We start from the raw sequence: 14,072 nt of genomic DNA, 5'->3' as shown, positions 1-14,072 counted from the left end.
GAGAGAAATCGATGATCAGGTCTCTCCTCATCGCCAATCGCGGCGAAATCGCCTGCCGGGTCATCCGCACCGCACGGCGGCTCGGCATCCGGACCGTCGCGGTCTATTCCGACGCGGACGCCGACGCGCTGCACGTGCGCAGCGCCGACGATGCCGTCCGAATCGGCCCGGCCCCGACGCGCGAATCCTACCTTTTGGGCGAAAGGATTCTCGCGGCGGCCAAGGCGACAGGTGCCGAGGCGATCCACCCGGGCTACGGCTTCCTGTCCGAAAACGCCGAATTCGCGCAGTCCGTGCTCGATGCGGGGCTGGTGTGGGTCGGGCCGAAGCCCCGATCCATCACCGCCATGGGCCTGAAGGACGCGGCCAAGAAGCTCATGCAGGACGCCGGCGTGCCGACCACGCCCGGCTACCTCGGCGACAACCAGGATCCGGCGCACCTTGCGGCAGAGGCTGCGAAAATCGGCTATCCGGTGCTGATAAAGGCCGTCGCGGGCGGCGGCGGCAAGGGCATGCGGCTGGTCGAGAGGCCGGAGGATTTCGCCGACGCTCTCGCCTCGTGCCGCCGCGAGGCCGCCGCTTCGTTCGGCAACGACGTTGTGCTGATCGAGAAGTACATCCTCTCTCCCCGCCATATCGAAGTGCAGGTCTTCGGCGACAGCCACGGCAATGTCGTCCACCTGTTCGAGCGAGACTGTTCGCTACAACGTCGCCACCAGAAGGTAATCGAGGAAGCCCCCGCCCCCGGTATGGACGAAACCACGCGAGAGGCTGTCTGTGCCGCCGCCGTGCGCGCCGCCAAGGCGGTTGACTACGAGGGCGCGGGCACGATCGAGTTCATTGCCGACGGCTCGGAAGGGCTGCGCGCCGATCGCATCTGGTTCATGGAGATGAACACTCGCCTTCAGGTCGAGCACCCGGTGACCGAGGAGATCACGGGGCAGGACCTGGTCGAATGGCAGCTCCGCGTCGCTTCCGGCGAACCCTTGCCCAAGCGGCAGGACGAATTGGCCATCGATGGCTGGGCGATGGAAGCTCGGCTCTATGCCGAAGATCCGGCCAAGGGCTTCCTGCCTTCGATAGGCCGGCTCGACGTCCTGCGGTTCGGCAAGGCGGCGGGCGGCCGGATCGATACCGGCGTCACCGAAGATGGCGAGGTGTCGCCGTTCTACGATCCGATGATCGCCAAGGTGATCGCCCACGGTAGCACGCGGGCCGAGGCGAGCGAGCGGCTGGGCGCGATGCTGAAGGATACTGCCGTATACCCGGTCAAGACCAACGCCGCCTTCCTGGTAAAGGCGCTGGCCCATCCGCAATTCGCGGCGGGCAAGGTCGACACCGGCCTGATCGGTCGCGACGGCGTGGCGATGGCGCAGCCGCCGGTTCCGTCCGACGCCGCGCTGTCGCGGGCCGCCGCACGGCTCGTTCCGAAAAGCAGCGTTCCCGGCTTCCGGCTCAACGCCGCACCGCGGTGCCGCAGCCGCTTCCTGCTCGACGGCGAAGCCATCGAGATCGCAATCAGCGGCCACGGGCGCGAGCCGCCGGCGACGTCGGCGCTGGTCACGGAAAACGGCCAGGCCTGGTTGCTGACTCCCTGGCGCAAGCAGGGCGCTCATGGCGCCGCGGCGGGCGACGGAGCCATCGTCGCGCCGATGCCCGGCAAGATCACGGCGGTCTATGTCGCGCAAGGCGATGTCGTCACGACGGGCCAAAAATTGCTCACGCTCGAAGCGATGAAGATGGAGCATACGCTGACAGCGCCGTTCGACGGCACCGTTACCGAGATCAATGCGACGGCTGGTGCGCAGGTGCAGGTCGACGCCCTGCTGGCGCGCATCGAGGACGAGGGGGAAAGCTGACATGGCCGGGCGCTACTTCGACGAATGGCAGACCGGGGACCGGATCGCGCACGAGATCCGCCGCACGGTGACCGAGACCGACAACCTCCTGTTCTCGACCATGACCCACAACCCCCAGCCTCTGCACATCGATCTCGAGGCGGCCAGGGCCAGCGAATTCGGCCAGATCCTCGTCAACGGCACTTTCACCTTTGCCCTGATGGTCGGCCTTTCGGTGGGTGACACGACCCTCGGCACGCTGGTGGCGAACCTGGGTTACGAAAAGCTGGTCATGCCCTCCCCGGTGTTCATCGGCGACACGATGCGCGCGACGAGCGAGGTCGTGGAACTGAGGGAATCGAAATCGCGACCTGACGCCGGGATCGTGACCTTCACGCACGAACTGCTCAACCAGCGCGACCAAGTGGTGTGCCGGTGCCTGCGTTCGGCGCTCCTCAAGAAGGCTCCGGCCTGATGGCGTGACGAATCCGCCTTTGAATTGTCATGCGCCGGGCGCTATTTCCCGCGCCATGAAAGATACAGACGAAATCATTTCGGAGATTGCCCGCCTTTACGACGAGGCGCGGGCTGCGCTGCGCTCCGACCTCCTCGCCTTCGCCACGAATGGCACCCTGCCCGCCGCGTCGAGCCGCCACGACGGGACTTACGCCTATCCGGAAGTGCGGCTGAAATACCGTGAAACGGATGCGCCAGAACCCGTCAGCCGCGCCTTCGGCCGGCTGTCGCGCCCGGGTACTTATGCCACCACCATCACCCGTCCGCGTCTCTTTGCCGACTACCTGGCCGAGCAGCTGTCGCTGCTGATCGCCGACTACGACGTCGAGATAGAGGTCGGAAAGTCGCGGCAGGAGATACCCTTTCCCTACGTCGTCGATGGCGAGGCGGGCGCGGTCCTCGCCGGTGTCAGTCCGCTTGAACTGGCACGCCACTTCCCGGCGACCGAACTGTCGCTGATCGGCGACGAGCTGGCCGACGGCGTCGACGCGTTCGCGATGTCGGACCCGATGCCCCTGTCGCTGTTCGACGCGCTGCGCACCGATTTCAGCCTCGCCCGGCTGGAACATTATACCGGCACCAATCCGGATCACTGCCAGCGCTTCGTGCTGTTCACCAACTACCACCGCTACGTCGACGAATTCGTCGATTGGGCCGGCGAACAGCTGGGCACCGGCCAGTTCACGGCGCTGGCGGGCGCAGGGGGGCTGATGCTGACCGAGCATACGAAGAATGCCCGCGCGCGCCTGTCCGACACCGCATGGCGGCGGCACCAGATGCCGGCCTACCACCTCGTCGCACCGGACCGGACGGGTATCACGCTCGTCAACATCGGCGTGGGCCCGTCCAACGCCAAGACGATCACCGATCACTTTGCCGTTCTCCGGCCCGAGGCGTGGCTGATGATCGGCCATTGCGGCGGTCTTCGCCCCAGCCAGAAGATCGGCGATTACGTCTTGGCCCATGCGTACTTGCGCGACGATCACGTGCTCGATTCCGTGCTGCCGCCGGAAATCCCGCTCCCCGCCATCGCCGAGGTGCAGCAGGCCTTGGCCCTTGCGGCGGAAGAGATCAGCGGCACGGCGGGCGCGGACCTCAAGAAGCGGATGCGAACCGGCACCGTCGTCACCACCGACGACCGCAACTGGGAGCTGCGCGTGACCAAGACCGGCCACCGCCTCTCGCTTTCCCGCGCCGTCGGCATCGACATGGAATCAGCGACGATCGCGGCGCAGGGCTACCGCTTTCGCGTGCCCTACGGCACCCTGCTCTGCGTTTCGGACAAGCCCATTCACGGCGAACTCAAGCTGCCCGGACAGGCCAACCGTTTCTACGAGGAAGCCATCGCCAGCCACCTGCAGATCGGCATCCGGTCATGCGAGCTTTTGAAAGCCGAGGGCGAACGCCTGCACAGCCGCAAGCTGCGCGCGTTCAACGAACCGCCGTTCCGCTGAACGGCTTGGGCAACGAACCGCCGTTCCGCTGAACGGCTTGGGCAAGGAACCGCCGTTCCGCTGAACGGCTTCGGCAGCGATCCGCCGCGTCGCCACGTTCAGTCCGCGAAGAAGCGGACCAGTTCTTCGCCCAGCGCCGGTTCCGACACGCAGCTCATGTGCGTGCCCGGTATCTCGCCGTACGTGGCGTTGGGCAGGTGCTCGACCAGCGTGACGGCAGAGCCGTTGTCGTGATCCTTGTCACCATTGATGACTCGCGTCGGCATCATCACCGCGGACAGGTCGGACAGGTCCGTCCCCCGCACCGAGGCGAGCAGCGCCCGCGCGGCGACGCGGTCGACGTTCTGGCTCTTCATGAAGCTCTTGGCGAAGAACGCCCTGTCGCCCATCCGGATCTCGTCGAAGCGGTCGATGGCATCGATGAAGAAGCCGATGCGCTGGTCCCATCCGACGAGCCCTTCCCAGCCCATACCGACGAGCGCGAGCCGCCGCGGCTTCATCCCGGCCAGCACCGCGTTGAGCGACGTGCGTGCGCCGAGCGAGAAACCGGCGAGGTCGAATGTGGAAAGGGCAAAATGCCCGATCACATCCTCAAGATCGGTGACGAGGACGCCATCGGGGTAGTCTTCGTGCGGCGCTTCCGACTGCCCATGCGCGCGCAGGTCCGGCATCAGGCATTCGAAGCCGCTGTCGACCAGCCGCTGAGCGGTCCCGAACTTGATCCAGTTGACCATGGCATCGGAAAACAGCCCGTGCAGCAGCACCACCGGCCTGCCTGCACCCATCCGATGCACGGCAAGTCTCGTTCCGTCGCGCGCGGTAACGGTGACCGTAGTGGCTTTGCTCATCAGCGGCCTTTCACCCGAACCATGGGCCGAGGCAAGAGGCGATCAGCGAAAGAAGCAGGTTTCGCCAGTATGCAGCGAGGTGATCCGGCCGTCGGCGGCGGCAAAGCCTCCGATGACGGTGCCATCGGGAAGGCCGTAGGTGAACTCTCCGTCAAGCGTGGAATCGATCATCTCGACCGACCGCTCGCTCCGCACATCGTCCAGCTTCAGCCCCGGGCTCATGCCATCGACGGTGACCGCGTTGCCCCCTTCGGTGACATGCCAGCCCGTGAGCTTGCCGTCGGTGAAGTTGAGCGTGACCGGGCCGAATTTCGCCGAATCCATCGTGCCGACACCGCATTCGGCGTTGCGCGTGATCTGTGGCATGCCACGCGCTTGGCGCATCGCGACGATGGCCGCATCCTGGGCCATGCCGAACGGCAGCGTCGTGCCCTCGCCAGTGCCGATCATCAGGCCGTCGCCCATAAGGGTGAGCCGCGGAGCGTCCGCACGCACCGCGGCTTCGGGCACAGCGCCGCCTTCGACCGAAGGCCGGGTCGTCGCAGCTTCGGGATCTTTGTCGGCGGGCGCTTCGCCGCCACACGCGGCAAGTGCCAGCAATGCGGTCAACGAGGCGGAGCGGAGGAGAGGCAGGAGGGTTTTCATGCCCTCCCAACGCTCAACCCTTCTTCAGGTGCCGACGGCCCAGCAATTCGGCGATCTGCACCGCGTTGAGCGCCGCACCCTTGCGCAGGTTGTCGGAGACGCACCACAGCGCAAGGCCGTTGTCGACGGTCGAGTCCTCGCGAACGCGCGAGATGAAGGTGGCGTAGTCGCCGACGCATTCGACCGGCGTCACGTATCCGCCGTCCTCGCGCTTGTCGACGAGCATCACGCCCGGCGACTCGCGCAGGATGTCCTGCGCCTGGGTGGCCGAGATCTCATTCTCGAACTCGATGTTCAGCGCCTCGGAGTGACCGACGAAGACCGGCACGCGCACGCAAGTGGCGTGGACCTTGATCTTGGGATCGAGGATCTTCTTGGTCTCGGCGACCATCTTCCACTCTTCCTTGGTGGAACCGTCGTCGAGGAAGACGTCGATGTGCGGGATCACGTTGAACGCGATCTGCTTGGTGAACTTGCGCGGCTCGACCTGGTCGCCGACGAAGATCGCGCGGCTCTGCTCGAACAGTTCGTCCATGCCGGCCTTACCCGCGCCGGAAACCGACTGGTAGGTCGCGACGACGACGCGGGTGATCTTCGCCGCATCGTGCAGCGGCTTCAGCGCGACAACCATCTGCGCGGTGGAGCAGTTGGGGTTCGCGATGATGTTCTTCTTCGTGTAGCCGTCGATGGCGTCCGGGTTCACCTCGGGCACGATCAACGGCACGTCGGGATCCATGCGGTAGAGCGAAGAATTGTCGATCACCACGCAGCCCGCGGCGGCGGCCTTCGGCGCGTATTCGGCGGTCGGGCCCGATCCTGCGGCAAAAAGTGCGATGTCCCATCCGGCGAAGTCGAAATGCTCGATGTTCTTGCACTTGAGCATCTTGCCGGTCTCGCCGAACTCGATCTCGGTGTTGGTCGAGCGGGGCGAAGCGACGGCGGCGATCTCGTCAATCGGGAACTCGCGCTCTGCCAGGATGGTGAGCATTTCGCGACCGACGTTTCCGGTCGCACCGACTACGACTACCCGGTATCCCATTTCGACTTCTCGCTGCCATTGTACGCGCGGACACGCCCGCCCGATTGCGGTGCCGCTGATGGAGCGGTGCCGTTACCCCCGTGGCATTATTTCTGCAAGTCTTCGCACCTGCAAAAAAGTCCAGATCGCCGCGCGGGTGTGGCGGAGGTTGCGCCGATCAGGGCGCCATGCGCATTTCGCTCGCCTCGGCGAGGATGAGCATGAAACGATCTTGCGCGTCCCGCCAGTGACGAAGCGGCGTCCAACCGCCGGCAAGCAGCAGTGCGTTGGCGCTGCGCCGCGTATACTTGTGGCTGTTTTCGGTATGGATCGTCTCGTCCCGGTGGATGGTGAACCGGCGGTCGCACACGGTGAAGGCGATGTCGCGCGTGGCGACAAGGTGCATTTCGATCCGCGCGATATCGTCGTTCCAGACCGCGCGATGGCGAAACGATTCGACCGGAATCGTGCCGTCGAGCTGGCGGTTGATCCGGTGGAGCAGATTGAGGTTGAACGCCGCCGTCACGCCCGCCTCATCGTCGTAGGCCCTTTCGAGCACGGCGGCGTCCTTGACCCGGTCCATGCCGATCAGCAGCCTCGCGCGATGCTCGGCCCCGTCGCACAGCGTCTCGCGCATCTCCCGCAGCATGTCGACCGCGGTGCGCGGGACGAGATTGCCGATGGTCGAACCCGGGAAGAAGCCGAGGCGCGGCAGGCCGGCGATCGCTTCGGGCATCGTCACCCGGCGCGTGAAATCAGCCTCCACCGGGCAGACGGGAAGGCCGGGAAATTTCTCTGACAGCGCGTTCGCCGATGCGCGCAGGAAATCGCCGGAGATGTCGATGGGCACATAGGCCGCCGGCGAGATGGCCGACAGCAAAAGCGGCGTCTTGGCCGAGCTGCCGGAGCCGAACTCCACGACGGCTGCTCCTTCGCCGACCGCTTCGGCGAATTCGGCCCCGCGAGCCGAGAGTATCTCGGTTTCGGCGCGCGTCGGATAATACTCCTCCAGCCGGGTGATGTCCTCGAACAGTTCGGACCCGCGTTCGTCATAAAACCAGCGGGCCGGCACCGCCTTCTGCCGCTGCGCCAGACCGGTGAGCACGTCGTTGCGAAAGGCCCGGTCGATACCGCTGTCGTCTTCGTCGATAATGCGCAGTGCTTCGGTGACGGGCATGCGGTTTCCTTTGCCTAGATGTCTTTGGCGAGGCGCAGGCCGGTGAATTGCCAACGCTGATGCGGATGGAAGAAGTTGCGGTAGCTGGCCCGCGAATGGCCGCGCGGGGTCGCGCATGACGCGCCCTTGAGCACGAACTGCCCCGACATGAACTTGCCGTTGTATTCGCCGACCGCACCGTCGACCGGGCGGAAGCGCGGATAGGGAAGATATGCGCTGCGGGTCCATTGCCAGCAGGACCCGAACAGCGACGGCGTGCCGCGCGGCAGCACGGCAGTCCCGCCGTCCAGCTGGTCACCGCCCGACGCATCCTCTTGCTGACCGAGCGCCTCCCACTCGAATTCGGTCGGCAGCCGGTGCCCCGCCCAGGATGCGAACGCGTCGGCCTCGTAATAGGAGATGTGGGTGACCGGCGCATCGGGATCGCGAGCCTGCCAGCCGGCGTGCGTGAACTGCTCCTCGCCATGCCAGTAGAGCGGCGCGTCGATCCGCCCGCCCTCACCGTTGGCGCCGTTGACCCATGCCCAGCCGTCCGAAAGCCACAGCGACGCCGTCCGATAACCGCCATCGGCCATGAACGCATCCCATTCGCGGTTGGTGACCAGACGGCGGGAGAGCGCATAGGGTTCGAGAAGAACGCGGTGGCGCGGACCTTCGTTGTCGAAGGCGAAGCCGCCGCCGTCGTGGCCGATCAGGGCGATCCCGCCGGGGTGTTCCATCCAGCCCTCGACGAATTCATGGGCGAACCGTTGACCCTGCTCGAACATCGCGGGCCCCAGAGGGTTCTGGAACAGGCCATGCTTGATATCGGTCAGCAGGAGTTCCTGGTGCTGCTGCTCATGGGCAATCCCGAGCGCGACGAATTCGGCGCAATCTTCGCGATCCAGCAGGTCTTCCATCGCGGCGTCGACGGCTCGGCGATAGGAAAGCACCTCGTCGAGAGACGGGCGCGACAGCATGCCGCGCGCAAACCTCGCAATCCGCTCGCCTTCCGCTTCGTAGTAGGAATTGAACAGGAACGGGTAGCGTTCGTGGTGAAGAACGTAACCGGGCGCGCGGTCGCGCAAGAGAAAGGTCTCGAAGAACCAGGTGGTATGCGCCAGGTGCCACTTGGCAGGACTGGCGTCTTCCATCGACTGGATCGTCGCGTCGGCGTCGGAGAGCGGCGCGGCCAAGGCTTCGCTCAACGCGCGGGTGGCGCGAAACCGGGCGGCGAGACTGTCCCGAGCCGGAGACTCGAAGGCGTCGGTGCGGGACCCGGCATTGCGGGGGGCAGCTTCCATGCCCCCTACAATGCACCAAACTCGTTACAGTTGCGCGAGATAGCCGATTAACTTGGCATCAAGCCGCAAAGCACGAAGTTCAGGCGGCGTCCGCCTTGCGCACGGCGGCCTCGGCGTTCAGTTCCTCGGCCAGCAGGAAAGCCAGCTCGATCGACTGCGCGCCGTTGAGGCGCGGGTCGCAATGCGTGCGATAGCGGTCCGACAGGCCCTCGTCGGTGATGGCGACGGCACCGCCGGTGCATTCGGTCACGTCCTGGCCGGTCATCTCGATATGGATGCCGCCTGCATGCGTGCCCTCGGCCCGGTGCACGGCGAAGAACCCCTTCACCTCGCCCAGGATCCGGTCGAACGGCCGGGTCTTCAGGCCCGACGCGGCCTTCACGACGTTGCCGTGCATCGGATCGCACGACCACACCACCGGATGGCCTTCGCGCTTCACGGCGCGGACCAGAGCGGGCAGCCCGGCCTCCACCTTGTCGTGGCCGAAACGGCTGATCAGCGTCATCCGGCCCGCTTCGCGCGAGGGATTGAGCGTGTCGAGCATCTTCAAAAGCGCATCCGCGCTCAGCGACGGTCCGCACTTCATGCCGATCGGATTGCCGACGCCGCGCAGATACTCGACATGGGCAGAACCCTCGAACCGGGTGCGATCGCCGATCCACAGCATGTGGGCGCTGGTGTCGTACCAGTCGCCGGTCAGCGAATCGCGCCGGGTCATGGCCTGCTCGTAAGGAAGCAGGAGCGCCTCGTGGCTGGTGTAGAAGCTGGTGCCCTGGAGCTGCGGCACCGTCTGCGGATCGACGCCGCAGGCTTCCATGAAATCGAGAGCCTCGCCGATGCGGTCGGCGGTCTGCGCGAAACGTTCGCCCCAAGGGCTGCGACCGATGTGGTCGAGCGTCCACTGGTGCACCTGGCGCAGGTTGGCGTAACCGCCCGTGGCAAAGGCGCGCAGCAGGTTCAGCGTCGCGGCCGACTGGCCATAGGCGCGGGCCATCCGCTCCGGATCGGGCTTGCGCCCTTCGCCGTCGAAGGCGATGTCGTTGATGATGTCGCCGAAGTAGCTGGCGTGTTCGACGCCGTCGATCGCCTCCGTCGGGGCGGAACGCGGCTTGGCGAATTGACCCGCCATGCGGCCCACCTTCACCACCGGCTGCTTGCTGGCGAAGGTCAGCACGACCGCCATCTGCAGCAACACGCGGAAGGTGTCGCGGATGTTGTCGGGATGGAACTCGGCGAAGCTCTCGGCGCAGTCGCCGCCTTGCAGCAGAAAGCCGCTCCCCTTGGCGACTTCGCCAAGGTCGTGCTTCAGCGCGCGCGCTTCGCCTGCAAAAACCAGCGGCGGATAGGTCGAAAGACGCTGCTCGACTTCGGCCAGGGCCGTCCTGTCGGCATATTGCGGCAGATGCCGTCCCTCGAACGACTTCCAGCTGTCGGGGGTCCAGTTGCTCGCCACGTTACCTGCTCCGCATGAGTTCTTGATCGCCGCCATCCCGTCGGGCGGCGTGTCCATTCGTCCGAATTGTCGGAATGCGCCCGCCATTACGCCACCGCACCGGCCATTGCAAAGGTTTCAGCCGCAAACATTTCCGATCAGGCTGATCGGAAACGACCCGCCTCCGGTCCCCTACTTCTTCGGCGCACCCTTCGATCCGGCGGGCAGGATCGCGTATTCAAACGCGCGCGAATTATCGAGAAACGCCTTGGCCAGCAGCTGCATCGCTTCGGGCGTGGTTTGCGAATAATCGTTGAGGATCGTGCGCACGTCGTTGAACCGGCTCGGGTCGCGCGCGGCGCCAGCCAGTTCGCGCAACCAGAAGCCGTTGCCCGACGACGATCGGCTGATCATCTGGCGCAGCGGTTCGGTCACGCGGGCCAGTTCCTCCGCCGTTGGCGGATTGGCGGCCAGGTCGGCGGCGATCTTGCGCGATTCCTCGAAAAAGGCAGGCACGTCCTTGGGCTGCACCGTCGCGTAGGCCAGCACCACGCCCGCGTTCTCGCGGTCCATCGGCCAGCGCGAACCGACGGTGGGCATGTAGCTGGCGCCAAGCCGCTCGCGCATCGCGTCGAACAGGCGGTTGTTGAACACCTCGGTCAGGATCGCGAGCTGGCGCGAGACGCGCACCTTCGACCGGCCCGATGGTGTCGGCCAGCCGATGATCGCGGCCGCCTGCGTCGCGTCGCCGCGATGGGTAAGCACCGTTGGCTTGGTGGACGCCGCAGGTACGCGCGACAGTTCGGGCGTGAGCGGCACCGCCTGGCGCGGGGCCAACGCGCCGAATGTCCTGTTCAGCGCCGCCAGCGCATCCTCGCGCTTGAAGTCGCCGAATATTTCGACCTGGATCGGCCCGCTGGCAAGGATCGGCTCCCAGACGTTGCGAAAACCGGCCATGTCGGTCTTCGCGATCTGGTCCGGCGTTGCTGTCGCGAAGCGAGGGTCGCCACCGCGCAGGAGGGAATCGAGATCGCGCTGCATCACGCCTTGCGGGCTGGTCCCGAAACTGTCGTAGCCGCTGATCAGCCCGGCCTTCGTCCGCTCCAGCGGCGCGGCGTCCCAGCCCGGCGTGGCGAGCTTGGCGGCAAAGAGATAGAGCTGGTCGGCAAGGTCCGCGGCGCGGGTCTCGGCGCCGAACACGAATTCCCGGTCCTCGATGGAGAAATCGAGCCCCAGCTTGCGGCCGACCGCAAGCTGGTCGAGATCGTTCTGCCTGAGATCGCCAATACCTGTTCCCATCAGCGCGAATTCGCCGAGCGAGATGTAGGGCGCATCTTCCGCCTTGAACGCGCCGTAGCCGTTCCCGAACCTGACGCGGACCGACACCCGCCCAGGCTCCGCATCGCTGGCCCAGACGAGCGCCTTGACCCCGTTCGATAACTCGACCGTCTCGACCGCGAGGATGCCCGACGGCTGTTCCGACACCACCTTGCCCGGCGTACCGAGCGACGGCAGGTCGGCGAACGAGATCGACTTGTCCTCGACGCGGGCCGAACCGTCGGCGGCGACCGGCGCGACCATCGCCTCGCGGAAGGCAGCGATGTCGCCGTCAGCCTTGGCAGGCACGTTGAGCAGGCCGCGCAGCACCGATCCGGTGAACAGCTCACGGGTATGCTCCTGGATCATGGCGGGCGTCACCTTGCCCTTGATGCCGGCCAGCACCTTCATCACCGCATCGGGCGCGGCCACGGTCTCGCGGATGTCCACCGCCTCGATGATGGTGTTGGCAAGGTCGGTCGCCTGCTGCACCGACTGCGTCTCGACGCCGATGGCGAAGGCGTTCTCGAACTCGGCGAACTCGCGCGCGATCTCGGCCTCGCTCGGCGGCGTGGCGAGCGCGTCGGCGATGACCGCGCGCACTTCCTTCAGCGCTGCGCGCCAGTCGTTGCCGATGGGGCGCACCGTCACGAACGTCATGTCGGCCGAACGGCTCACCTCGTCCTGTCCGACTTGCGCGGCAAGATAGCTGCCGCCCGCCCGCGCCCGGCTTTCGAGGCGGCGGTTGATGATCGCCATGGCCAGCTGGTCGGTCAATCGCGCCTGGTTGAAGGCGATCGTGTCCGCGACCTTTTCCCAGGGCCTCATCACGACATAGCTGACCGCGGTCGGCAGATCGGGTTCGACGCGCACGTCGAGCTTGTCGACCGGCGCCAGCGCACCCGCGGCCTGCACCGCCTTCGGCCCCGGAACCGGTTTGCCGAAATCGGGCGCGACCGGCGCGGGGCCGCTCGCCTTCCAGCCGCCGAAGTGTTTCTCCAGCATCTGCACCATCACCGCCGGATCGACATCCCCCGCCACCGAGATGACGGTATTGTCGGGCCGGTACCAGCGCTGGTGGAATGCCCGCACGCTGGCCTGGTCGGCGGCATTGAGCGTGGGGACAGTGCCGATGGGCGAGCGATCGGCCAGCCGCATCCCGGCAAAATAGGTCTCACGCGTCACATCGGCCATGCGCTTGTTCGCACCGCCCACTTCGCGCATTTCAGCCAGCACGATCGGCACTTCGGTCCGCACGCCCTGCTCGGTCAGCGTCGGCGCTTCGATCATGCCGGACAGCAGCCTGAACGTCTCGTCCAGCTTGGCCGGGTTCATGTTCGGCACGTCCAGCTTGTAGACTGTATGGGTCGGCGTCGTCTCGGCGTTCGTGTCCGATCCGAACGTGGCGCCCAGTTCCTGCCAGCGCGGGATCGTCTCGCCCGGTTTGAGGTACTTCGATTCCCGGAAGGACAGGTGTTCGATCAGGTGCGCAAAGCCGCGCTCCTGGTCGGTTTCGTGGAGCGATCCTGCGTCGATGCGAACGCGGATCGAAAGCTGATCCTGCGGCACCTCGTTGAAACGGACGGCATATCGAATGCCGTTCGAAAGCTCTCCAAACTGCCATTCGGTGTCGGGGGGAACGTCGCTGCCGCGGTAGATCCACGGGCGATCCATCTCGACCTTCGGCCATTCCCGCAAGGCTTCCGCCATGGGCGCCGGCTGCGCCAGCACGGGCTGTGCGATGAAGGCGGGGGCGAGCGTGGCGAGGATGAGCGCGCCGGCGGGCGCGACGCGGGAGAATACGGTCATGCCCGGCATATATGGTGGCCCCCGGTGAAGCACCAGTGAACATGGCCGTCATGGCTTCGCTTTTGCGAGATTTCCCGCGCCAGGCGTCGCAGACCGGGCGCTCATCAAATGATGGCTTGAACCGCGCCGACATGGGTCTACATCGGCACCATGTTCATCGAGACCGAAACGACGCCCAACCCCGCCACGCTCAAGTTCCTGCCCGGCCGGCAGGTCATGGCTAGCGGCACGCGCGAATTCACCGACCCGGATGCGGCGGAGGCCTCGCCGCTGGCGTCCGCGTTGTTCTCCCTCGGCGACGTCACCGGCGTCTTCTTCGGCGGCGACTTCATCTCGGTCAGTGCCGCGCCCGGGGTGGAATGGGCCCACCTCAAGCCGCAGGTCGTTGCCGTGCTGCTCGACCATTTCGTGTCCGAGGCTCCGCTGTTCACTGGCGGCGACGCGGCGGCGATCGCCATTCCCGCCGACGACGCGTTCGAGGACGATCCCGCCGACGCCGACATCGTTGCGCAGATCCAGGACCTGATCGAGACGCGGGTCCGTCCCGCGGTGGCCAACGACGGCGGCGACATCATCTATCGCGGCTTTCGCGATGGCGTCGTCTATCTCACCATGCAGGGTGCCTGCGCCGGATGCCCCTCGTCCTCGGCCACACTGAAGCAGGGTATCGAGGGGCTGCTGAAGCATTACGTGCCCGAAGTGAACGAGGTTCGCGCGGCCTGATCCGCCGCCGCA

At 66.0% G+C, this 14,072-nt stretch carries 11 protein-coding genes; 4 read left to right on the top strand and 7 right to left on the bottom strand.

Features of this window, described 5'->3' with window-relative positions:
- Positions 1–11: 11 nt before the first annotated feature.
- From J2X37_RS08295 to J2X37_RS08285, 3 genes are read left to right on the top strand one after another with little or no spacing between them, the layout of a single operon-like run.
- Entirely contained in the window at positions 12–1,859 is a 1,848-nt protein-coding gene (locus J2X37_RS08295; protein ID WP_310019908.1) for a biotin carboxylase N-terminal domain-containing protein, read from the top strand.
- A gap of 1 nt (position 1,860) precedes the next feature.
- A complete protein-coding gene (locus J2X37_RS08290) occupies positions 1,861–2,313 on the top strand; it encodes a MaoC family dehydratase (protein ID WP_310019905.1) in 453 nt (150 codons plus the stop codon).
- A gap of 55 nt (positions 2,314–2,368) precedes the next feature.
- Entirely contained in the window at positions 2,369–3,808 is a 1,440-nt protein-coding gene (locus J2X37_RS08285; protein WP_310019903.1) for an AMP nucleosidase, read from the top strand.
- A gap of 98 nt (positions 3,809–3,906) precedes the next feature.
- Here J2X37_RS08285 and J2X37_RS08280 read toward each other — a convergent pair whose 3' ends face one another.
- From J2X37_RS08280 to J2X37_RS08250, 7 genes are all read right to left on the bottom strand, one after another.
- Positions 3,907–4,656, bottom strand: coding sequence for an alpha/beta hydrolase (locus J2X37_RS08280; RefSeq protein ID WP_310019901.1), 750 nt, complete (start codon positions 4,654–4,656; stop codon positions 3,907–3,909).
- 42 nt (positions 4,657–4,698) lie between these two features.
- A complete protein-coding gene (locus J2X37_RS08275; protein ID WP_310019899.1) occupies positions 4,699–5,301 on the bottom strand; it encodes a hypothetical protein in 603 nt (200 codons plus the stop codon).
- Between the two features lie 13 nt (positions 5,302–5,314).
- Complete coding sequence (locus J2X37_RS08270) at positions 5,315–6,340, bottom strand: aspartate-semialdehyde dehydrogenase (protein WP_310019897.1); 1,026 nt, start codon at positions 6,338–6,340, stop codon at positions 5,315–5,317.
- A gap of 157 nt (positions 6,341–6,497) precedes the next feature.
- Entirely contained in the window at positions 6,498–7,496 is a 999-nt protein-coding gene (gene egtD, locus J2X37_RS08265; protein WP_310019894.1) for an L-histidine N(alpha)-methyltransferase, read from the bottom strand.
- Positions 7,497–7,510: 14 nt separating this feature from the next.
- Positions 7,511–8,779: an ergothioneine biosynthesis protein EgtB gene (gene egtB, locus J2X37_RS08260; protein WP_310019891.1), complete on the bottom strand. Its 1,269-nt coding sequence runs from the start codon at positions 8,777–8,779 to the stop codon at positions 7,511–7,513.
- 79 nt (positions 8,780–8,858) lie between these two features.
- Positions 8,859–10,232 carry a class II 3-deoxy-7-phosphoheptulonate synthase gene (locus J2X37_RS08255; protein WP_310020350.1) on the bottom strand — a complete coding sequence of 458 codons (1,374 nt, stop codon included), beginning with the start codon at positions 10,230–10,232 and terminating at the stop codon, positions 8,859–8,861.
- A 171-nt stretch (positions 10,233–10,403) separates the two neighbouring features.
- Positions 10,404–13,337: an insulinase family protein gene (locus J2X37_RS08250; protein WP_310019889.1), complete on the bottom strand. Its 2,934-nt coding sequence runs from the start codon at positions 13,335–13,337 to the stop codon at positions 10,404–10,406.
- A gap of 150 nt (positions 13,338–13,487) precedes the next feature.
- Here J2X37_RS08250 and J2X37_RS08245 point away from each other — a divergent pair, with 150 nt between their 5' ends.
- Positions 13,488–14,060: a NifU family protein gene (locus tag J2X37_RS08245; protein ID WP_310019886.1), complete on the top strand. Its 573-nt coding sequence runs from the start codon at positions 13,488–13,490 to the stop codon at positions 14,058–14,060.
- The last annotated feature ends 12 nt before the right edge of the window (positions 14,061–14,072 follow it).

It is taken from the genome of Croceicoccus sp. BE223 (assembly GCF_031457155.1).
Taxonomy (GTDB): Bacteria; Pseudomonadota; Alphaproteobacteria; order Sphingomonadales; family Sphingomonadaceae; genus Croceicoccus.
This window is presented reverse-complemented; position numbering and strand designations above follow the sequence as displayed.